We start from the raw sequence: 20,948 nt of genomic DNA on the forward strand, positions 1-20,948 counted from the left end.
AGCCATTAACGGCTTAAAACGCTTCCGGGCTGTGGCGACCCGCTTTGATAAACGAGCGGCGAACTACTTTGCCACCTGCTGCTTGATTGCCGCCTTGACCTGGCTCTAATTGTAAACACTCCCTAGTCGGGCCAGCTCTGGGATATTGGATGGGCTTTTGGGAAAGGCAGGTCCTTGCCAGTAACGGAATCAAGACAGACGGAGTAGTTATTGCAACCTGGAACAGTTCCCGCCCTACGAGTAGAACCAAATTATTCAGAGCCCAATTCAGTACGCCATTAGGTACTTACCAGACTGCCGCTCTCAACAATACTTCAGGGTTACGCCTTGGCGACACACTGTCCGTTCAATACGCTTCCGAAAACCCCAATATCTGCAGAGTTGTAGATTGACTACGCCTGCGTGTGCAACGCCTCCCAGATCAGATCCTTCAGCTTCTGAATGTTCTTGTTGGCGAGGCTGGAAATGAACACCGTCGGCAGATCCGTGGGCAATGAGGCGCGGATTTCAGCTTCCAACTCCTCGTCCAGCATATCGGACTTGGTAACGGCCAGCAGGCGGCGCTTCTCCAGCAGTTCGGGGTTGAACTGCTCCAGCTCGTTGAGCAACACGCCGTACTCGGCGTTGATGTCGGGCGAGTCGCAGCTGATCATGAACAGCAGGATGGAGTTCCGCTCGATGTGACGCAGGAAGCGGGTACCCAACCCTTTGCCTTCGGCCGCGCCCTCAATGATACCCGGAATATCGGCCATCACGAAGGATTTGTAATCGCGGTAGGCCACTACGCCCAGGTTGGGCGTGAGGGTGGTGAAGGCGTAATCGGCAATTTTGGGCTTGGCCGCCGATACCACCGACAGCAGCGTGCTTTTGCCGGCGTTGGGGAAGCCTACTAGGCCCACGTCAGCCAGCAGCTTCAGCTCCAGAATCACCCACTCATCAATACCCGGCTCGCCGGGCTGAGCGTACTGTGGGGCCTGGTTGGTGGCAGATTTGAAGTGGTCGTTGCCGAGGCCGCCCCGGCCGCCGGGCGTCAGGATCAGGCGCTGGCCCTCCTCCGTAATTTCCAGCTTCTTCTCGCCGGTTTCGGCGTCGCGGGCTATGGTGCCGAGGGGCACCTGAATGATGATATCCTCGCCCTGCTTACCGGAGCGCAGGTTTTCGCCGCCGTTTTCGCCGGCCTGGGCAATCAGGTGCTTCTGGTACTGCAGGTGCAGCAGCGTCCAGAGCTGAGTGCTGCCTTCCAGAATGATGTGGCCGCCCCGGCCACCGTCGCCACCATCAGGGCCGCCGTTGGGCAGGCCCTTGGCCCGGAAAAAGTGGTGCGAACCCGCCCCGCCCTTACCTGAGCGACAGTTGATTTTGACGTAGTCGATGAAATTATTGGAAGCCACTTCTTTGGAATTAAGAATTAAGAATTAAGAATTAAGAATTGTGTGGTTCTTCGTTCTTGCTTCTCAATGAGGTTGTCTGAAAAACAGCTGTCATCCTGAGCGAAGCGAAGGACCTTATACCGGTTGAACGCTAATCGTGGTAACGACTCGCTCAGATGGGATAAGATCCTTCGCTTCGCTCAGGATGACAGATGATTCTGCCACTACCCAGGCGGGTAGCAGCGGCAAAGTTACGCTTTTACTTCGTCGGTTGCTTGGCGGCTGCCTTCGGTAGCGGCGGGCTGGTGCTGGTCGAGGATACCGCAGATCTGCCCGAAGATGTCTTCGATGGCGCCAATGCCGTTCAGGGCGTGAAATTTCTGCTGGGTAGCATAGTAACCGGCCACCTGGGCAGTTTCCGTATTGTACACCGTTACACGCTTGCGGATTTTGGTTTCGTCCTGGTCGTCGGGGCGGCCGGAGGTTTTGCCGCGCTCCAGCAGGCGCTTCACCAGCTCTTCCTCGGCTACTTCCAGAGCCACCATGCACGACACGTTGGTTTCGTGCTCGGCCAGCAGCCGGTCGAGGCTTTCGGCCTGGGGTACGGTGCGCGGGAAGCCGTCAAAGATAAAGCCGGAGGCCTGTTTGTTGTCTTTCAGCGCCGAGCCGATCATGCCAATCACCACTTCATCGGGCACGAGCAGGCCTTCATCCATGAGTTTTTTGGCCCGCAGACCCAGTTCCGTGCCCTGGGTGATCTGGGCGCGCAGCAGGTCGCCGGTGGACAAATGAACCAGATTATAGCGGGCAATCAGCTTCTGGCTTTGCGTTCCTTTGCCGGCACCGGGCGGGCCGAAGAGCACGAGATTCAGCATGAGTAGCTAGGGGGTTACGCGGAAATACGCGGGAAGGAGAAAACGGGAGGGTTTTGGTAAGATACGCAAGGAACGGGAAAGCCTTTACGCGGGCCGGCGAATTTTAGCTGCGCTATCCGGCTCGTCGGGCTTTACACGGCCTTGTACACATCCGGGTAATTACGGCCCAGCCCGTCAAAATCGAGGCCGTAGCCTACAATAAAATCATTGGGAATGCTCAGGCCCACGTAGCGCAGCGGCAGCTCGTGTTGCAGGCATTCGGGTTTGAGGAACAACGTGGCGACTTCCAGCGAGGCCGGCTGCCGGGCACCCAGCGTGTCGAGCAGCATCTGCATGGTGTGGCCGGTGTCCACAATGTCCTCGAGGATAATGGCGTGGCGGCCCTGGATTTCCTCGGTGAGGCCCAGCACTTCCTTTACTTCGCCGGTGCTGCTAGTGCCCTGGTACGAGGCCACGCGGATAAAGCAGATTTCACAATCAAGGGAAATTTCCTTCAGCAAATCGGCGGCGAACATGAAGGAGCCGTTGAGCACCACCACGAAGAGCACCTGCTGGCCGGCGTAATCCTGATTGATGCGGGCAGCAACCTCGCGGATAGCCGCCGTAAGCTGGGCGGCCGACAAGTACGGCTCGAACTGCTTGTTGTGCAGCGAAATATGGTCCGGATTCATCCGTTTGGGGTTGGGCCGTGGGTGAGCGGGCCGGGCAAAGGTAGCAGAAAAAAGCCGCCCTCCCGGCAGGAAAGCGGCTTCTCCCAATGTAGTCGAATCGTTACTGGCCGTGGAGATATCGGCTAGCGGTTGTTGGCAGGAATGCCGGCCGACGCCTCCTGACTGCCAACCGTCAACTCGTACTTCACCGCCGGTAACGTTTCCGGCTGCTGGGCCACGCCGCGCTCGGGGGCGGCAATGTGGGGCGCAATCACCAGCGAGACGATGCTCATGAGTTTGATGAGGATGTTCATGCTGGGGCCGGAAGTGTCTTTGAACGGGTCCCCTACCGTGTCGCCCGTGACGGAGGCTTTGTGGGCGTCGGAGCCTTTGTATTCCATCTTGCCGTCAATCATCACGCCTTTCTCAAACGACTTCTTGGCGTTATCCCAGGCCCCGCCGGCGTTGCTCTGGAACATGGCCATCAGCACCCCGGATACCGTGACGCCGGCCAGCGTGCCGCCCAGCACCTCGGGGCCGAAGGTGAAGCCTACCAGCACCGGCACCACCAGCGCAATGGCCCCGGGCAGCATCATTTCGCGGATGGCGGCCTGGGTGGAAATAGCCACGCACTTCTCGTACTCGGGCCGGCCGGTGCCTTCCATGATGCCGGGAATCTCGCGGAACTGCCGGCGCACTTCTTGCACCATGGCCATAGCCGCGCGCCCCACCGCCGAAATAGCCAAGGCCGAGAAGATGAACGGAATCATGGCGCCCACGAACAGCCCGCCCAGCACGCGTGCGTTGCTGATATCAATAGACGTGATGTTGGCCGTGCCCATAAAGGCGGCAAACAACGCCAGCGACGTAAGAGCAGCTGAGGCAATGGCGAAGCCCTTACCGGTGGCGGCCGTCGTGTTGCCCACGGCGTCCAGAATATCGGTCCGCTCGCGCACTTCCTTGGGCAATTCGCTCATTTCGGCAATGCCGCCGGCGTTGTCGGCAATGGGTCCGAAGGCATCAATGGCGAGTTGCATGGCGGTGGTAGCCATCATGCCGGCCGCCGCAATAGCCACGCCGTAGAGGCCGGCGCACTCGAAGCTCAGGATAATACCCGCCGCCAGCACGATAATAGGCAGCACGGTACTTTCCATGCCCACGGCCAGCCCCCCGATGACGGTGGTGGCGTGCCCGGTGCTGCTCTGGCGCACAATGCTGAGCACCGGCCGCTTGCCCATAGCGGTGTAGTACTCGGTAATGATGCTCATCAGCGTACCCACCACCAGCCCTACCAGCACGGCGTAAAACACGTTCATGGCACTGAAGGTGATGCCCCGGATAGTGAGGTCCTCAGTGGGCAGCATCCAGCGGATAATGAAGTAGGAAGCCACCGCCGACACCAGCACCGACACGTAGTTACCCAGGTTCAGGGCCGCTTGCACGTTGCCGCCCTCCTTCACCCGCACGCACAAAATGCCAATGAGTGAGGCCACGATACCCATCCCGGCAATTACCATCGGCAGCAGGATGGGTGAAAGGCCCTGAAACTCGTCGCCGCGCGCTACTACCTCCCGGCCCAGCACCATGGTAGCCAGAATGGTGGCCACGTAAGAGCCGAACAAATCGGCGCCCATGCCGGCCACATCGCCCACGTTGTCGCCCACGTTATCGGCAATGGTGGCGGGGTTGCGGGGGTCGTCCTCGGGGATACCGGCTTCTACTTTGCCCACGAGGTCGGCCCCCACGTCGGCGGCTTTGGTGTAGATGCCGCCGCCCACGCGGGCAAAGAGAGCAATGCTTTCGGCGCCGAGGGAGAAGCCGGTCAGTACTTCCAGGGCCGTTTCCATCTCAATGCCGTTGGCCGTGCCGCCCTTGCTCACCACGAACAACTGGTAGAACACGATAAACAAGGAGCCCAGCCCCAGCACCGCCAGACCGGCCACGCCCATCCCCATCACCGAGCCCCCCGAAAACGACACGTTCAGGGCCTGGCTCAGGCTGGTGCGGGCGGCCTGGGCCGTGCGCACGTTGGCCTTGGTGGCAATCTTCATCCCGATGAAACCGGCTAGAGCCGAGAGTACCGCTCCAATCAGGAAGGCAATGACGATAACCGGGCTCGACTTCTCACCGGTGCTGCCCAGGTAAAACAGGAAAGCGGAGGCAATCAAGCCGAAAATCATCATCACCCGGTACTCGGCCCGAAGAAAGGCAATGGCCCCGTCGGCAATGTAGCCGGCAATGGTCTGCATTTTGGCGTCGCCGCCATCCTGTCGGCTCACCCAGCCCGCGCGCAGCCAGGTGTAGAGCAACGCCAGCACGCCCAGCGCCGGCACTACGTAGAGAATATTCATCATAAACGGTGGGAACAGGGTGTTTTGGTGGGGAGAGTGAAAAGCAAAAGAGTTGCTGGTAAAATAGAGGTTTTACCAGCAACTCCAACTCTCTGACCCAGAACTGCCTGCGCCGCCGTTTATACTTTGCGGAAATAATTTACGGAAGCCCGCTCCGTTACCCAGTACAGGGCATAGGCTACCAGCGTCACCAGCGGCAGGGCCAGCCAGTAATAGCGGGCGTAAAACACCGTTTCGCCCGTGAGGTACACCAGACTGCCGTAGCAGAGCAGCAGCAGCGGGAAATGGTAGAGATACAGCGAAAAGCTGAAGACACCCAGCTTGTGCAGGCCCCGCATCAATGGATTCTGAGCGGAAACTTTGCCGGCCAGCAGCGTGGTCATGCTCAGCACGGCCAGCAGCGTGGCTACCAAGCCGGAAATGGGCTTTAGCTTCAGCACGGCCAATAGCAACAAGGCCCCGAACAGGCCGCCCATCAGCAACAACAGCAACCAGGCGGGCACCCGACGGCCCCATGTCAGCCAGGGCGTGCGTACCACCGCATCGTAGAACATGGCTCCTACTGCGAAGTAGAAGTTGAACGTCAGCAGATAATCGATGAACGGGTTCAGCGGGCCGTGCTGGGTCCAGAGCAAGCCCACCGCGTGGATGGCTATTGACAAGCCATAGTACACCCAGATCCGCCAGAACGCCAGCGGTACGGCCAGATAGAAAATGGCTTCCGGCAGCAACGACCAGTACACGTCGTTGTAACCGATGTACACCTTATCTACCTGCAAAAATCCCAGCGTCCGGACCACGCCGCCCAGGTTCAGCGTGCTCAGCTCCCGCCAGGCCTCCGCCAGAGTAGTGTTCAGTTCCCGACCGTTATCGGCGGCTACTGCCGCCGGGATGCCCCGCGCCACGCACCACAGCCCCACGGCCGCCAGTACCGAGGCGAACAGGAATGGAGGATAGATTCGTACGATTCGGTTGATGTAAAACGCTACCGGCTTGCGGTGCTTGCGCAGTTGCGCGTACCGGATGAAAAAGCCCGACAGCACGAAAAAGAATATCACCATTTCGTAGCCGGCCGAGCTGAGCATATCAGCCCCGAAAGCCAAGTAATCCAGCGCACCCCAGGTGGCGCGTGGGTGCACCTGCAGATACTGCCGCCCCCCCGACCACAGGATAAATTTGGCGTGAAAAATCACCACGTAAAAGGCGCAGAAGCCCCGCAATGCATGCAGAATATCTAACTCCTGATAAGTAAGGTGCTGCAGAGGGGCCTGCTCGGCCACCGGTTGGGTAGAAGGATTCACGCCTGATTCTGAACTGTTGATGGGCTGCAAAGGTCCGAGTTTATTCGACAACTACAGCTCCTGCAGCAACACCTGGTACAAAGCCAGCATGCTGCTGATGTCGCGCTTATCCACGATTTCGTGCGGGGAATGCACGTTGTCCTCGGGAGCCCCGATGAAACACCAGTCCCAGGGTTGGGCACCGTGCTGCAGCTCTTTGGCATCGGAGCCGCCGCTGCCTTCTACTTCCAGCTGATGCGGCACGCCGGCGGCCTCGGTAATGCGCCGGATGCGCTCCACATAGCTGCGGCGCGGAATCAGGGAGTCGCGCAGGGAAATGGCCACGCCTTGGCCCGGGCGTACGCCCTCCGTCACCCAAGTAATATCCGATATCAGGGCCTGACGCACGCCGTAGGTTTCGTAGATGTGCTTCGCCAGATACGCCACCGAGCCGCCGCCGTGCTCCTCCCAGCAGCTAAACGCTACAATACCGTTTTCGAGGGTTTCGCACAGGCGCAACGCGTTCCATACGCCCAGTCGGTTATCCAGATAGCAGCTTTGCACCGTGGTTTCCGTTTCCCGAAAGTCACAGTAAAACGTTAGCTCCGTGCCTCGCTCCACGTCCCGGTGAAAGTCGTAGCTAAGCGCCCCGGTTTCCTTATCCACCACCAGGGTGCAGTCGATTTCCCCCTGCGAATCTTGGCCTACCAGCCGGTAGCCGGTTTCCACGTTGGGGCCACCGATGCGCACCAGTTGCCGGCCGTAGCGCACCGTGAAGCCAATACTGTCCAAATGCGCAAAAACCGCCGTTCGGGGCGTACCGAATACCAGAATAATGCAATCCTGGAACTCTCCTCCGGCCAGCACGGTTGGGTGAGTGCGCCAGCCGGCCTGATGCGTCCGGATGTAGTCAAGTAAGTATTCCGTAAGCGGAGCTTCGTGGCCGGAAGGCGCGGAAATCTGACAAAGGGCTTGTAAAAGCTGCATACCTAGTATCTTATTTGTCCAAAACTAGGACAAATGTTCTACTTTAGCTGCTTGTATGGGCGGTGGAGGGCATACTCCAGTTAGTGTTTGAAGCCGCAACTTTAGAATACCTATGCTCCCACGCGTTCAATTTGTCCTGTTGCTTCTCCTGTTGCTGCCGCTGGCAGTCTGGGCCCAGCAACCTGACACTGCCAGGCCCGCTGCCCTACCCGACTCGGTGCGGCAAGTACGGCTGGAAAACGTGGATGTGGCCCCGGCCGCCGTGGATACCAAGGGCTGGCTGCTCATGGATAAGGATATCCAGACGGAGCTGGAAGGAGCGGTATATAACCTGTACAATTTCAAATATGACAAGGCTGAGCGGCAGTTTCGCAGCCTGCGCCGCCGCTACCCCAACCACCCCATGCCCTACTTCCTGCTGGGGCTGAGTACGTGGTGGAAAATTATGCCCACCGGCATCCAGACGACGCTCTACGACAAGCAGTTTTTCGCTTATATGGATACTACCATTGCCAAAGGGGAGGCAATGTATAAGGCAGATAACAAGAACTACGAAGCCAGTTTCTTTCTGGCCGCAGGCTATGGCTTCGACGGCCGTTTGCACGCAGAGCGCCACGACTGGCGCAAAGCCACCGTCAGTGCCAAGCGGGCGCTTGATTACCTGGATAAAAGCAAGGAAGCTAACGGCCTCAGCCCGGAGTTTCTGTTCGGACAGGCCCTGTTCAACTATTACGCCGTCTGGATTCCCGATAATTATCCGCTCCTCAAGCCGGTGCTGCTGTTCTTTCCGAAGGGCAATAAGCAATTGGGGCTGCAGCAGCTCCGCAACGTGGCCGATAATGGCTTTTATGTGGGGCCGGAAGCGCGCGTGTTTCTGATGCGCATTCTGCTTAACGAAGAAGACAAGCCAGAACAGGCCATGCCGCTGGCCCGCTATCTGGCCACCACCTACCCCGACAACGGCTATTTCCAGCGCATCTATGCCAACATCTGCTTTCGGCAGGGCGAGTTTCGGGAGTGCGAGCGAGTGAGCCGGGATATGCTGGAGAAGCTCAACCAGGGCCTCCCCGGGTACGAGGCTAATAGTGGCCGCTACGCGACCTACTTTTTGGGGTATCTGATGCAGAACCGGTATAAGAACTATACCAAGGCCAAGGAATACTACCAGCGCTGCATCGTATTCGCGGAGCTGAACGGGGAAACCAAGTACGGCTTCTACGTGTTTGCCAATCTGGCCCTGGCCCGCCTGGCCGATAAGGCCAAAGATGCCCCAGCCGCCCAGCGCTACTACACCGTGGTATTGGACAAGTCCGACAAGAAATCGGAACAGTACCGGGAGGCCAAGGCGTATTTGAAGGCCGCTCCGAAAAAGTAACGCCCTACGCTCATGGAACTGAAGGATTTATTTCTGACGCCTTTATACCTCGGCCTGCTATATGGGCTGGCGTTTGCGCTGCGGAAGCGGTTTACCAACCCGCTTACTCGGAAATACTTTATTCCGGCCCTGTCGGTGAAGTTTCTGGGGGCTATTTCGCTGGGGCTGATTTATCAGTTTTACTACGGGGGCGGTGACACGTTCAACTACTTCAACGAGAGCAAAACTATTCACGAGGCGTTCTTTGACTCGCCGGCTGTGGGCATCAAGCTCATGCTGGCCAGCAACAATGTGTACGACGCCTCCATGGCCAAGTATGTAGCTCAGATGCACTGGTTTCACTCGGAAACCGAGTACTTTATTGTGAAGGTGTGCGGCTTTTTTGGCCTGTTTTGCTTTCACACCTATTCCGTCATTGCGCTAATGTTTGCCTTTATCAGCTTCAGCGGCGTGTGGGCTCTGTACAATACGTTTCTGCGCCTCTACCCGCGTTTGTACAAACAATTGGCTATTGCGGTGTTCTTTGTGCCATCAGTGTTTTTCTGGGGCTCCGGTATCTCCAAGGATGCCTTGTGCATTGGCGCTTTGGGCTGGATGTTCTTTGCCTTTTACAACCTGCTGGTAGCCCGTACTCAGATGGTGCAGGCAGCGGTGGCCATTCTTGTGGCAGGCTTCGTGCTGAAATCGGTAAAGATTTACATCCTCATCAGCTTCATTCCGCCGGTTATGCTGTGGGTAACCACCCAGTACAGTGCCCGCATCAAATCCGGCTTACTACGGGCCCTGATCATGCCCATCATGATTGTGCTGGGGGGCGTGGTCGGGTTTGCCATCAGCCAGTCGGTAGCTTCCGGCAACCAGAACTACGACTTCGACAAGATTGAGGACCGGGCGACGGTGGCCTCTACTTACCATAACAGCATCAGCCACACGGAAGTAAACAAAGGCCGTGGCATGGGCAACTCCGGCTACGCTATGGAGGACTTCACCGGCCCTGCCGATATTCCCAAGCTGGCTCCCAAGGCCATTGTCATCGGCTTGTTCCGGCCGTTCATGTGGGAGGTCAGCAACCCGGTTATGCTGCTCTCGGGTCTGGAGGTCCTCTGGATTACGTACCTGACCATTCAGGTATTCCGCAAAACCGGTTTCTTCCGCACGCTGGGCCGCATCGGCAGCACGCCGCTGGTGCTGTTCTGCATCATCTTTTCCGTGTTGTTCGCCATTGGCACCGCCATTACCTCCGGCAACTTCGGTAACCTGGTGCGTTACCGCATTCCTATGTGGCCTTTTTACGTGACGGCTCTGTTCATTCTGCAGGATGCCATTCCGGTGAAGAAAAAAGCGCGTCGCCGCATCATTGCCCGGCCGGTTACCCGCCAACTGGCCGGCGCGTAATTCGCTACCAAGACCAAAAAGGCGCGGCCTTCTCAGTAGTTGAGAAGGCCGCGCCTTTTTGGCCTTGGGAGGTAGTAGGTATCAAAGAAAAAAGTCTTGATACCTACTATCTACGCTGTATCGGCTACACGAAATCCAGGTCGCCGAAGAAGAAGTTGAACGTGACTTTCGCCAGCTCGTCGGTTTCGTCCTGGTTTTTCCCCTTTACCAAGAAATCGAACTGGTTGCGCCACACCTTGCGGGCTACACCTGCAGTAGCCGCATCAATCAGCGGGTTGCCCATGTACAGCAAACCCACCGACAGTTGCTTGGCTGCGTACACGCGGGCCTGCTTGATGATGTGCGCCAGATCGGCTTGGTTGTGGAAGCTCACGTCCATCAGCACGAATACCGGCAGCCCTTTCTTCTGAATTTTCTTCAGAAACGCGTAGCCCACCAGCTTGCCGGCCCGCTTCACGGCCAGGGCCACGTACTTGTAGTGCTCCGACTTAAAGGTGAGGTAACGCCAGTTCAGGAACTTCTCGTCCTTCTTCATGGCGTTTTCAAACTGGAAAGTCGGCTGCCGGAAGAAGGCGGAATCCAGCTGAGTTACCACCTCATGCTGGCTCCCGGCCGCCAGGTGCAGCGGATTGGTAAACAGCAGCGTCAGATCGGGGTAGATACCGTGGCTGTAGCTGTATTTGGCCAGGTAGATAGGCTTAGCTACGGCGTTGGGGAAGGCCAGGAAACAGTCGCCGCCGCGCTCCAAGAAGTCGGTATCGGTTTTGACGTAGAGCTTACCGAACAGGCCCTTACCTCGCACCTCATTGCTGGTGAGCACCTTCTGAATGAAACCCGCCTTCCAGGGCCGCCCGTTGATAACGAACTGGGCATCATTGGAAGAACACATGCCGCAGGCCCGCCCGCCAATGCGCGAGAGGAAGAAGCTGAAGGAGTTAAAGGGGTTGTTGAAGTACCACCAGTCGAGGTAGCCGGTGGTCATCCGATCGTCGTCGTTTTCGACGCGGTTGAGTTCTACTACATCGGCCAGATCGGTGGCGGTGGCGCGGTGCAGCGTAATTTCGTCAGAGTTGGCCATAGGTAGTCAGGGTTACGGTCGGGTCGTCGGCAAACAGGGGCTTGCCGGTCAGGATGCGGTGTTCCGCGTAGCATTTCTCGAAAAACGGCCGGCGCTGGTCCAGGTCCGTGGGGTAAAGCTGGTCCAGCTCGGGGCCCGGAATGTAGGGGTGTACCATCAGCTCCACCACTTCGGCGGCGGCCGGGGCCTCATGTACCAACGCCCGCAGCGTATCGGCGGTGTAGCCGGCGGGCGGCGTGCTCAAATCGTGGACTGACACCAGCAAATCGTCGGTGCGGGTGCTGATCTGGCGGCGGAACCGTTGACTGGCGTTGTATAGCACGCTTTGCTTGAGGAATTTCGGCGGACGCGTGAGCAGTAGCTTCAGATCGGGCTTCAGCGGAATAGCCAGACGCACCGGCAGACGGTGTTTTTTCAGCAGCGGCAGCATGGCGCCAAACACCGTCGGGTTCATGTGCGTGTGCTGGTGCGAGTCGGTGTGGGTAGGCCGGATGCCCAGCTTCACCAGCGCGTTGTACTGCGCCTCAAACTCGGCGGCGACCTCGGCCTGCTGCACCCGGCCCAGCAGCAGCTTTTTCATCAGCGCGCCGCGCTCCAGAAAGTTGCCGTTGGCATCCACCAACGACGCGGCTTTGGTCAGGGGCCGGCCCTCGGTGAGACAGAAGTGCAGGCCGATGGCCAACCCAGGGTTTTCGGCGGCCAACTGTGCTCCTTCCTGGGTGCCGGGCATGGCCACCATCATGGTGGTGCTGGTGAGGTTGCCCGCCCGGTAGCTTTCCACAATGGCGCGGTTCACCGGGGCACACAGCCCGAAGTCGTCGGCGTTGATAATGACTTTGCGCATACGAAAAGCAACGGCCGGCCCCATTCTCAAGGAGTCGGCCAGCAGTTAAATCAGAAAAATCAGGCGTATTTCATGGTGGCTTCGCCCGTCAGCACGAGCTTGCCATCCTGGTTTACGCAGGTGGTCTGCAAAGTGGCAATGTGCTTTTCTTCGTTGAGCGTCAGCACTTCCACCTGGGCCGTGATGGTGTCGTTGAGGTACACCGGCTTCAGAAACTTAAAGGTCTGGCCCATGTAGATGGCACCCGGACCCGGCAGCTGCGTGCCCAGCACGGCGCTAATGAGCGAGCCGTAAAGCATGCCATGGCTGATACGCTGCCCGAACAGACTTTGCTGCGCGTACTCCTCGTCCAGATGCACGGGATTGGTATCGAGGGAAAGCTGGGCGAAGGCGCGCACGTCGGCGTCGGTGATGGTTTTGGAAAGCTGGGCTTTCTGGCCGATTTCTAACATAGCAGAGAAAAATGAAGCAGCAAGGTACGGACCCGCCGCCGAGGGAACTACCCGCCGGCAGCCGGCCCGCTTACGCAACTACCGGTGGGCAGTTGCCGGCATGGCGGCCGAAGTAGCCGCCACCGGCGGCAAACCGGCACCAGCATCCGAAAACAGCCGGATAAAATTTTCGGTGTTCGACAGCACCGAGTACCGCTCCTGCACCGTGCGCTGGGCGTTGGCCCCCAGGCGGCGACGCAGCTCGGCATCCTCGATGAGCCGGGCCAGGGCCTGGTACCAATCTTCCTCAGTTTCACAGAGGAAGCCGTCCACGTTATTGGTCACGATTTTGGTATTCACACCCACCGGTGAAGCTACCGCCGGAATACCCAACGACATGTACTGTAAAGCCTTAAACCCGCACTTACCCAACGACAACGGGCTGATTTTCTCCTCCAGCGGCATCACGCCAGCGTTGAACTGCACTAGGTCAGTAATTTCGGTAGCCTTCTGCCAGGGCACGTAGTCGAAGCTCTTGAGGTCCAGCTGCGGGTCTTGGTTGGAGATGACGCGGAACGTGAAGTCATATTTTTCCTCCAGGCGGCGCAGCACGGGCAGCAAGGAAGCCAGATACACCATGTTAGAGTGCGTGCCCGTCCAGCCCAGCACCACTTTTTCGCTGGTTTGCGGGTTGGTGCGGTTGTGCAGGTGTACCGTGTCGATGGTGGTGGGGTTGAGCACCACGCTGGGGGTAAACTGCCGGGCGTAGTCGCAAAGGAAGTCGTTGCCGCAACTCACCTTGTAGCTCCAGCCGCAGATGGAGGCCACTTTGCTGTGCCACTTCACAATGGCCGCCATCTGGTTGTGCTGCGAGGTGAGGGCCATCCAAATGGCGTCGTCGAAGTCGTAGATAATCTTCTTGCCCAGCAGCTTCGCCACAATCCACTCGAAAACGGGTGGGCCGATAGGCGTGATTTCCCGGTGAATGAACACATAATCGTAGCCGGGCACTTCCAGCAGGTGCTTCACGCGCCGCCCGAAGCCCTTCACGATACCCCAGATTTTGGCCGCCTGATGCCCGGGTTTGTACAGGATCCGCCAGGTGGCCAGATCCAGGAAGGAACGCTCGGTGTACGCAATGCCCCGTTCCCGCAGCGCGGGGAAATATTGCTCAAAGCGAAAGCGCTGCGACGGGGCCTCCCCGGCCGGGTACGGGGTCAAAAAAAGAATCTTCATTCGAAAAATATACCTGATAACGGCCCGCAGACCTGAGTAGCCGGCTCACACTCAGCCGATACAGAACGGAGCCTTCTTACGGTACCCCGCCACAAAAGTACGAAACTATTCCGGCGCCCTGATGGGCCGGCAGATACGCTGCCACGTCGGAGTGGCTATATTTGGCCCCATTCACCCTACTCCATGCCTGCTCTCGCCCCGCTGCTTTCCGTTGTGATACCTGTGTATCGGGCCGGTGCGGTGCTGGCGGTACTGCTGCAACGCCTGCAGCAAGTTCTGCCGCCGCTGACGGAAGCGTATGAAATTGTGCTGGTAGACGATGCCAGCCCTGACCCCGCCGACTGGCCGCTCGTGCAGGCATACGCCGCCCGGGACCACCGCGTACGGGGCCTGCGTCTGTCGCGGAACTTCGGCCAGCATCATGCTCTGACGGCGGGTCTGGAAAACAGCCGGGGCGAGTGGATAGTGGTAATGGACTGTGACTTGCAGGACCGCCCCGAGGAAATTCCGCGCCTGCTGGCTACGGCCCGGGCAGGCTACGAAGCCGTGCTGGCCCGCCGTGGCCGCCGCACCGATGAAGCCGCCGTGCGCGGTGGCTCCCGGCTATTTTACCAGGTACTGGCTTACCTGACCGGTGAACCACAGGACCCCGAAATCGGCAACTTTGGCATCTACCACCGGCGGCTGATTGATACGGTCTTGCGCCTGCGCGAAAGCACACGCTACTTCCCTACGATGGTGCGCTGGGCCGGGTTCCGGCAAACCACGCTGGCCGTTACCCACGGCGAGGGCACCCGGCCGTCCTCTTACTCCCTGGGCCGCCGCCTGCAGCTGGCCCTCGATATTCTGCTGACGTACTCCGATAAACCCCTGCGGCTGGCGGTGTATTTTGGGTTGTTGCTCTCGGGAGGGGCCTTTCTGCTGGGCCTCGTGATGCTGGGCCGCTACCTGCTGGGCCAGATTACGGTGCCCGGCTACGCCAGTCTCATCGTATCCATTAGCCTGTTTTCAGGCATTATCATTTCGGTGCTGGGTATTGTAGGGCTGTACGTGGGCAAAACGTTTGAAGGCGTGCGCAACCGGCCGCTGTACGTAGTAGCCGAAACCACCACGCCCGCATGATTCCCACTCCCCTGCCGCCCGATTTTATTCCCTTCAACCGGCCGCACTTGGCGGGGCCAGAGCTGGAGTACATTCGGCAAGCGGTGGCAGCAGGCAAACTTTCCGGCAACGGCCGGTTTACCCAACGGTGCCAGCAGTTTTTCGAGCAGCAGTACGGCATGCCTAAAGCGTTGCTGACTACTAGTGGCACCGATGCTCTGGAAATGGCCGCGCTGCTGCTCAACATTCAGCCCGGCGACGAGGTAATTGTTCCCAGCTACACCTTCACCTCCACGGCCAATGCCTTCGTATTGCGCGGGGCTCGTATTGTATTCGCCGACAGCCTGCCCGAGCATCCTAATCTGGATGTATCCCGACTGGAGGCCCTCATCACGCCCCGCACGCGGGCCATCGTACCGGTGCATTACGGCGGCACGGCCTGCGACATGGCTGCTGTTATGGCGTTGGCGGCGCAGTACAGCTTGTGGGTGGTGGAAGATGCGGCCCAGGCCATTGAGGCGACTTACCACAACCGGCCACTGGGCACCTTTGGGCACCTGGCAGCCTTCTCCTTCCACGAAACCAAAAACCTGAGTGCCGGCGAAGGCGGTCTGCTGGCCGTTAACGACCCGGAGCTGGCTACCCGCGCCGAAATCATTTGGGAGAAAGGGACCAACCGCGCCGCCTTTGCCCGGGGCGAGGCCGCCCGCTACGAGTGGGTGGATGTGGGCTCCTCCTTTCTGCCCTCCGAGCTGAACGCGGCGTATCTGTGGGCGCAGCTGGAAAACCGGCAGATTATTCAGCGGCAGCGGCAACGATTATGGGAAGCGTACGAATCGGCTTTAACTCCGCTGGCCGCCGCCGGCTATTTTCAACTGCTCCCGGTTGCCGCTGAAGGCCAGCCGAACTGGCACCTGTTTGCGCTGCTCTGCCGCACGGAAGCTGAACGGGATGCGCTATTAGCGCACTTGCGGGCGCAGCACATCCTGGCGGTTTTTCATTACCTGCCACTGCACAGCAGCCCCTACTATACCGCCCGGCACGATGGACGCCTCCTTCCCCACGCCACCCGTTTCGGCCAGACGCTCGTGCGCCTCCCGCTCTATCATGATCTGCAACCGGAGCAGCAGCAACGGGTAGTGGCCGCCATCCAGGCATTTTTCCAGTTACCCGGCTCCTCTTGCGCAGTTAGTTAAGCACCCCGGCGTACAGTTGGCCAAGTTGCTCGTAGCTGGACTCCGGCCGGAACTTGTGGCGCACGAATTCCCGGCCGGCGGCAGCGAACCGTTGGCGCATTCCGGCATCGGCGGCCAGTTGCAGCAGGGCCTGCGTCATGGCCGGCACGTCGCGGTTGGGTACCAGCAGACCGGAGCGGCCCGATTCGAACAGCTCCGCGGGGCCGCCGCAGTCGGTGGCAATCAGGGGCGTACCGAAGTACAGCGCATCGAGGCAGGTGAGCGAAAAGGATTCCGACTCGGAGAAGTTCAGCACGATATCGGCCTGCTTGATGGCCGCTTCCACATCCTGCACGAAACTGCCGAACGTCACGGCTTCCTGCAAGCCGGCAGCGGCCACGGCCGTTTCCAGCTGCCGCCGATACTCCCGGTTTTTCTCCAGCCCCATATCCCCACCGGCAAAATGCAGCCGCAGGTTGGGCTGCTGAGCGTAAGCCGTTTTGAAGGCTTCCACGGCGAAATTCTGGCCTTTACCGGGAATGTAGTTGCCCAGAAACAATACCCGCACGCTGCCATCGGGCCGGGGCGTGAGGTCGGTGGGCGGATATTTCTCGCCCTCCGGCACCGGATCGAAAATGACGCTGATGTGCGGCAGCGGCTGAAAATACGAATACACCGCCCGCGATACGCACACTACCCGCTGGGCCAGATGCTCGGCCACCCAGCGCCAGGTGCGGGCTAAGGGCTGCATCTGGGTATGGGGCAAAAACCGCACGTGCGTTACCAGCGGCCGGCCGGTGAGCAGCCGCGCCACCACGCCGGTCAGGTTGTAGAAGTCGTTCATGTGAATGGCCGCCGCCCGCTCTTGGCGCACCAACGCGGCCAGCCGCCAGCCGTTCAGCAGCAGCATGGGCACGTACAGCAGCAGGTTACGCACCCGCTTGCTGATTTCCACGAACGGCAGCTCCTGCACCCGGTAACCTGCTTCTTCCAACACGCTACGGCCCCGGCTTCCGGTGGGCAGCACGTACACAAACTCGTATTGGTGGCGCAGCCGGTCGGTGGCGTTGCGGATGGCCATGAGGGCCCCGGTCACGGCCGTCGAGTTATCGGCAATGAGAATAACGGGCCTGGTAGTCGATTGGGGCATTAGCTTGTGAGTACGTCTTCGAGTACGGCCACCCACTGGCGGAAAATCTTTTCCCGGGTGAAATCCTGCATCCGCAGGCTGGCCAAGCGGCCCAGCCGTTCCCGCTCAACTTCGTCGCCGAGCAGCTGGTAGAGCGTTTCCGTCCACACGCGCTGGTCGGCGGCCAGGGTGGCGGGCTGGTTGAGCATGGGCATCAGCATCCCGAACTCGGCCTTTTCGGCGGCCCGGATGCCGGTGCGAAGCGTGCCAGTGCTGGGGGCCAGGATTTCGCGGGGCCCGGTGGGACAGTCGGTGGTTACGGCCGGCACGCCGCAAATCATGGCCTCGCCCAGCGCCATTGGGAAGCCTTCCCAAGCCGAGGGAAACACGAACAGCGAAGCCGGCCGGATGTACTTGAACGGGTTCTGCTGGAGACCCAGAAAATACACGTCGTAGTCGGGCGTGAGGGCGTCCTGGTTCCAGGCTTCGTACACCCGCAAACCCAGCTGCCGGGCGTGGCGGGTGAGGTCGTCGCGCAATTCCCCGTCGCCCACAAACACCAGCTTGGCTGGCCGCCGCTTGATGAGGGCGGCAAACGAATCGAGCAGCGGGGCCTGGTTTTTCTGGATGGTAAGGCGGCCGGAAGTGACGAGCACCGGCGCGGCATCATACACGGCCTGCTCCTGGGCCGTTAGCGGCTCCCGCGACTTCGCCTCAATCTGGGCGACTTCGAAGAAGTTGTTGATGGTGACCAGCTTTTCGGGCTTTACCCCAAAACCCTCAATCAGCTCCGGGTTAATGTCGCGGCTGACCGTCACGATTTTATCGGCGCGGTTGTAGAGGCCGGGCATGAGCACTTTCTTGCGCAGCCAGCCCACCAGGCCGGTAATGTTGCCATCGTGCAGTTTGGAGCCGTGGATGCAGAGCACTACTTTCTCGGAGCCTTTGCTGAGCAGGTTCACGTAGTCGGCTCCTTCCAGGTGGCTCACGCACACATCGGCCCGCAGGCGGCGCTTAAGGGCCCGGAGCCGCCCGATGCGGCGGCCGAAGTTGCGGATTTTGTCGGCCGGACTCCCGCCGCCATCCACTTCCAGACTCAGCATTTCGTTGCCGCTGGGGTACATGTTGCCGCCTTCCAGGTTGAACACGGCTTCCGTCACCTGGTAATGCTTTGCCAGCTCCACGCTGTGGTCGTGGAACACGCGCTGCGCCCCGCCCAGGCCCAGGTTCGAAATCAGAAGGAGCAGGTTGCGGGCCGGCTTTGGGGAGGCAGGTGTACTCATGCGGATTGGGGTTGGGCGGCGCGGGCCTGCCGGAAAAGGTCTTCGTAAGCGGCCAGACAGTGCTTCATGCGGAATTTCTCGAAAGCCAGCGGGGCACGTTGCTGATGCTCGGCCAGGAGCGCCGGCTCCGTCAGGTAGGCGCGCATGGCTTCCGTGAGTTGGTTGGGGTCGGTGAGCTGCCAGTTGGCCTGGTCCAGCACTACCCCAGCCAAACCAGCCTCGGAGTCCAGCATGGCCGGGACCTCGCCAATGCGACTGGCAATAACGGGCTTGCCGCACGAGAGATATTCAGCAATGGAGTTGGGCAGGCTTTCGGCGTGGAAGTAACTGGGCAGCAACCCTACATCGAACAAATCAACCCAGTCGATGGGGTTGCGGGAAAAGCCGGTGAAGTGAATCCGTTCGTGTGGATGCTCCGCGCGCAGCTGGGTGAGGTAGTCACTCTCCCCTACCAGCACCAGATGCAGCTCGGGGTGGGCAGCTTCCAGGGCCAGAAACGAGTTGACGGCGTGGGCCCAGCCTTTCTCCGGAATGCCCCGCGCTACCATCCCGAACACTTTAGCGTCGGCCGGGATACCCAGCGCGGACCGGGTATGCTGCGGTTTGTCGGCCGAAAACTGTCCGTCGAAGCCGTTGTAGATCTTGCGGTTCAGCAGCTTATTCAACGGCCGGACGCCCTGCTGCTCGAATATTTCCAGGTTTTTGGCCGTGAGGTACACGACGGCCGCCGCCTGCTGCAACGCGAAATTGCCCTTGGGCGTGACTTCTGGCGCATCAGTTTTGTGCAGAAACAGCTCGTAGCAGCCATGCATGGTGATAATCAGCGGAACCGCCAGCCCCTGCACCGCCTTGGCGGCCACGTAATCAGCCTTGATGGTGTGGCTGTTCACCACATCGGGCTGCAGGCGCTGAATCGTCTGGCGCAGGTGGCGGATAACCTGGTCCTCCCGCAGCCAGTCGGGGCGACCGAGGCGGCGGCCCAGCCCGGCGGCTTTGCGCAGCACCGCATCCAGCCCCGGCGACTCGGCCCCATAGGAAACCACTGGCACATCGGGGGCCAGCTGCCGCACCAGGTTCTGGTTGACCAGGTGTGCGTACTGATCATACAAATGCACCTGGTGGCCGGCAACGTGCAAAGCCTGGGCCAGGCGTAAGGCGAAAGTCTGGGCGCCGCCGGTGCGCAGGTCTTCCAGAACAATGAGGATTTTCATAGCCTTAGGAAACAGCTGGGGCCGCCGGGAGTTCCGTGAGGCCATACACGCGCCCGGGGTGCTGGGTATTCAACATCCGCTCTACGGCCGCTTCCACGGCTGCTACATCCACCGGGTATTCTTTACCGTCGCGCATGGTGCCGCCCACAATCACATCGTAGTACTTCAGGCCCATCGTGTAGGCCTGCCAGTAATACAGCGGCTGCAAGTAGTTGCCGGGCATAATTTCGATGACGTGGCTGTGCGCGTAGTTCATGAAGAACTGCTGGATCATGCCGGCTCCGTGCAGAGCTACCATGTACTCGGTTTCCTGGAACAGCTGGGCCTGCTGCTCGATGGTGAGGTTTTCAGCAAACATTTCCTCGAAGCCGTGGCGCTTGAGCATGTCCACCACTTCCCGCTCGTTATCGAGGTAGCGGCCGTAGCGGTTCCGGTCCCGGTTCAGGAACACCTTGCGCCAAGGCTTCACGTCGGGCATGGCGTACAGCTCGCGCATGGTGCGCCAGGCGGCCGGGCTATACGGTGCAGTTTGCAGCTTATAGAGCTTTTTCACCTGCACCCACTCCTTATCCCCCACCACGTACCAGTTCAGCTGCCGCAGCTGGGTGCTGCGCTGGTACAGGTACTGGAAATACACCGTGTCGTACATCTGCTTGGTGATGAGCACGGGCGTATCCAGCGGCAGCTTGCTGCGTTCCAGCTGTTGGAGGCTGATGAGGGCATCTACCAAATGGTGGAAGTAGTTGCGGGTGGCCGAGCCATCGTACCAGATAGCCGTAGCCAGCTGGGTAGTTTTGGCCGGTCGCAGCAGGTAAGGCAGAATGTACGGGTATTGCCGGTCGTGCTTATACACTACGGTTTGCTCCACCACTTCCCGTCCAGCCCGGATGCCCAACAGCCGCTCCGGCTCCAGCAACACGTCGTCTACTTCCACCACAAAGCTTTCCTGCATAGTCCAGCGCTTGTTGTCCTCGGCAATGAACTTGGTGAATACCGGATCCGCGAATTGCGTGGGCACGTTGGCAAACACGTCGTCGGTTTCGCGGTACAGGTAGCGGAAGCCCGCGCCTTCGGCCCGGTTGGTCCAGTAGCTGGCCGCCGCTTTGCGGCCCAAGCCGGTACGCCAGAGTACGGTGCGGGTGGCTTTGTTGAGGAAGCTGGAAACTGAGGTCATAGC

General features: G+C 59.7%; 18 protein-coding genes. 4 read left to right on the forward strand and 14 right to left on the reverse strand.

Going from position 1 to position 20,948, the window contains the following annotated elements; genetic code table 11:
• Positions 1-392 precede the first annotated feature (392 nt).
• From obgE to EI293_RS17820, 6 genes are all read right to left on the reverse strand, one after another.
• Entirely contained in the window at positions 393-1,391 is a 999-nt protein-coding gene (gene obgE, locus EI293_RS17795) for a GTPase ObgE (RefSeq protein ID WP_125439909.1), read from the reverse strand.
• Positions 1,392-1,621: 230 nt separating this feature from the next.
• The gene (locus EI293_RS17800; protein WP_125439910.1) at positions 1,622-2,245 is read right to left on the reverse strand and encodes an adenylate kinase; all 624 of its coding nucleotides are present in this window, start codon (positions 2,243-2,245) and stop codon (positions 1,622-1,624) included.
• A 131-nt stretch (positions 2,246-2,376) separates the two neighbouring features.
• A complete protein-coding gene (hpt, locus tag EI293_RS17805) occupies positions 2,377-2,916 on the reverse strand; it encodes a hypoxanthine phosphoribosyltransferase (RefSeq protein ID WP_125439911.1) in 540 nt (179 codons plus the stop codon).
• A gap of 122 nt (positions 2,917-3,038) precedes the next feature.
• A complete protein-coding gene (locus tag EI293_RS17810; protein ID WP_125439912.1) occupies positions 3,039-5,249 on the reverse strand; it encodes a sodium-translocating pyrophosphatase in 2,211 nt (736 codons plus the stop codon).
• Positions 5,250-5,365: 116 nt separating this feature from the next.
• Positions 5,366-6,547, reverse strand: coding sequence for an acyltransferase family protein (locus EI293_RS17815; RefSeq protein ID WP_170170428.1), 1,182 nt, complete (start codon positions 6,545-6,547; stop codon positions 5,366-5,368).
• Positions 6,548-6,598: 51 nt separating this feature from the next.
• Entirely contained in the window at positions 6,599-7,513 is a 915-nt protein-coding gene (locus tag EI293_RS17820; RefSeq protein WP_125439914.1) for a M20/M25/M40 family metallo-hydrolase, read from the reverse strand.
• A 112-nt stretch (positions 7,514-7,625) separates the two neighbouring features.
• Between EI293_RS17820 and EI293_RS17825 the strand changes: the two genes are divergently transcribed.
• Together EI293_RS17825 and EI293_RS17830 are read left to right on the forward strand one after the other, a co-directional pair.
• Entirely contained in the window at positions 7,626-8,888 is a 1,263-nt protein-coding gene (locus EI293_RS17825) for a tol-pal system protein YbgF (protein ID WP_125439915.1), read from the forward strand.
• A gap of 12 nt (positions 8,889-8,900) precedes the next feature.
• Entirely contained in the window at positions 8,901-10,283 is a 1,383-nt protein-coding gene (locus EI293_RS17830; protein ID WP_125439916.1) for a hypothetical protein, read from the forward strand.
• A gap of 124 nt (positions 10,284-10,407) precedes the next feature.
• Here the strand turns inward: EI293_RS17830 and EI293_RS17835 are convergent, their stop codons facing one another.
• The 4 genes from EI293_RS17835 to EI293_RS17850 form a co-directional block, all read right to left on the reverse strand.
• On the reverse strand, positions 10,408-11,361 hold the full coding sequence (locus EI293_RS17835) for a GNAT family N-acetyltransferase (protein ID WP_125439917.1): 954 nt from the start codon (positions 11,359-11,361) through the stop codon (positions 10,408-10,410).
• Positions 11,348-12,205, reverse strand: coding sequence for a carbohydrate deacetylase (locus EI293_RS17840; RefSeq protein WP_170170429.1), 858 nt, complete (start codon positions 12,203-12,205; stop codon positions 11,348-11,350). The genes EI293_RS17835 and EI293_RS17840 overlap by 14 nt, the downstream gene beginning before the upstream one ends.
• A 59-nt stretch (positions 12,206-12,264) precedes the next feature.
• A complete protein-coding gene (locus EI293_RS17845) occupies positions 12,265-12,657 on the reverse strand; it encodes a MaoC family dehydratase (protein WP_044001134.1) in 393 nt (130 codons plus the stop codon).
• Between the two features lie 78 nt (positions 12,658-12,735).
• Complete coding sequence (locus EI293_RS17850; protein ID WP_125439919.1) at positions 12,736-13,872, reverse strand: glycosyltransferase family 4 protein; 1,137 nt, start codon at positions 13,870-13,872, stop codon at positions 12,736-12,738.
• A 183-nt stretch (positions 13,873-14,055) separates the two neighbouring features.
• On the opposite strand from EI293_RS17850, the gene EI293_RS17855 reads away from it, so the two are divergent.
• Both EI293_RS17855 and rffA read left to right on the forward strand, forming a co-directional pair.
• Positions 14,056-14,994, forward strand: coding sequence for a glycosyltransferase family 2 protein (locus tag EI293_RS17855; protein ID WP_125439920.1), 939 nt, complete (start codon positions 14,056-14,058; stop codon positions 14,992-14,994).
• Positions 14,991-16,169 carry a dTDP-4-amino-4,6-dideoxygalactose transaminase gene (gene rffA / locus EI293_RS17860; RefSeq protein ID WP_125439921.1) on the forward strand — a complete coding sequence of 393 codons (1,179 nt, stop codon included), beginning with the start codon at positions 14,991-14,993 and terminating at the stop codon, positions 16,167-16,169. Before EI293_RS17855 ends, rffA begins: the two co-directional genes overlap by 4 nt.
• On the opposite strand, the gene EI293_RS17865 is transcribed toward rffA, so the two are convergent.
• From EI293_RS17865 to EI293_RS17880, 4 genes are read right to left on the reverse strand one after another with little or no spacing between them, the layout of a single operon-like run.
• Entirely contained in the window at positions 16,162-17,298 is a 1,137-nt protein-coding gene (locus EI293_RS17865; RefSeq protein WP_125439922.1) for a glycosyltransferase family 4 protein, read from the reverse strand. The two genes, rffA and EI293_RS17865, sit on opposite strands and share 8 nt — an antisense overlap.
• Positions 17,298-18,560, reverse strand: a complete 1,263-nt coding sequence (locus tag EI293_RS17870) for a glycosyltransferase (protein WP_125439923.1) — start codon at positions 18,558-18,560, stop codon at positions 17,298-17,300. The genes EI293_RS17865 and EI293_RS17870 overlap by 1 nt, the downstream gene beginning before the upstream one ends.
• Complete coding sequence (locus EI293_RS17875) at positions 18,557-19,771, reverse strand: glycosyltransferase family 4 protein (RefSeq protein WP_170170430.1); 1,215 nt, start codon at positions 19,769-19,771, stop codon at positions 18,557-18,559. Before EI293_RS17875 ends, EI293_RS17870 begins: the two co-directional genes overlap by 4 nt.
• 4 nt (positions 19,772-19,775) lie before the next feature.
• Positions 19,776-20,945: a glycosyltransferase family 61 protein gene (locus EI293_RS17880; protein ID WP_170170431.1), complete on the reverse strand. Its 1,170-nt coding sequence runs from the start codon at positions 20,943-20,945 to the stop codon at positions 19,776-19,778.
• Positions 20,946-20,948 lie beyond the last annotated feature (3 nt).

It is taken from the genome of Hymenobacter perfusus (assembly GCF_003944765.1).
Taxonomy (GTDB): Bacteria; Bacteroidota; Bacteroidia; order Cytophagales; family Hymenobacteraceae; genus Hymenobacter; species Hymenobacter perfusus.

Coding starts and splice junctions, on each gene's coding strand:
- EI293_RS17800 (WP_125439910.1), bottom strand. CDS start 2,245: ATGCTGAATCTCGTGCTCTTCGGCCCGCCCGGTGCCGGCAAAGGAACG.
- hpt (WP_125439911.1), bottom strand. CDS start 2,916: ATGAATCCGGACCATATTTCGCTGCACAACAAGCAGTTCGAGCCGTAC.
- EI293_RS17810 (WP_125439912.1), bottom strand. CDS start 5,249: ATGATGAATATTCTCTACGTAGTGCCGGCGCTGGGCGTGCTGGCGTTG.
- EI293_RS17820 (WP_125439914.1), bottom strand. CDS start 7,513: ATGCAGCTTTTACAAGCCCTTTGTCAGATTTCCGCGCCTTCCGGCCAC.
- EI293_RS17825 (WP_125439915.1), top strand. CDS start 7,626: ATGCTCCCACGCGTTCAATTTGTCCTGTTGCTTCTCCTGTTGCTGCCG.
- EI293_RS17830 (WP_125439916.1), top strand. CDS start 8,901: ATGGAACTGAAGGATTTATTTCTGACGCCTTTATACCTCGGCCTGCTA.
- EI293_RS17835 (WP_125439917.1), bottom strand. CDS start 11,361: ATGGCCAACTCTGACGAAATTACGCTGCACCGCGCCACCGCCACCGAT.
- EI293_RS17840 (WP_170170429.1), bottom strand. CDS start 12,205: ATGCGCAAAGTCATTATCAACGCCGACGACTTCGGGCTGTGTGCCCCG.
- EI293_RS17845 (WP_044001134.1), bottom strand. CDS start 12,657: ATGTTAGAAATCGGCCAGAAAGCCCAGCTTTCCAAAACCATCACCGAC.
- EI293_RS17850 (WP_125439919.1), bottom strand. CDS start 13,872: ATGAAGATTCTTTTTTTGACCCCGTACCCGGCCGGGGAGGCCCCGTCG.
- EI293_RS17855 (WP_125439920.1), top strand. CDS start 14,056: ATGCCTGCTCTCGCCCCGCTGCTTTCCGTTGTGATACCTGTGTATCGG.
- rffA (WP_125439921.1), top strand. CDS start 14,991: ATGATTCCCACTCCCCTGCCGCCCGATTTTATTCCCTTCAACCGGCCG.
- EI293_RS17865 (WP_125439922.1), bottom strand. CDS start 17,298: ATGCCCCAATCGACTACCAGGCCCGTTATTCTCATTGCCGATAACTCG.
- EI293_RS17870 (WP_125439923.1), bottom strand. CDS start 18,560: ATGAGTACACCTGCCTCCCCAAAGCCGGCCCGCAACCTGCTCCTTCTG.
- EI293_RS17875 (WP_170170430.1), bottom strand. CDS start 19,771: ATGAAAATCCTCATTGTTCTGGAAGACCTGCGCACCGGCGGCGCCCAG.
- EI293_RS17880 (WP_170170431.1), bottom strand. CDS start 20,945: ATGACCTCAGTTTCCAGCTTCCTCAACAAAGCCACCCGCACCGTACTC.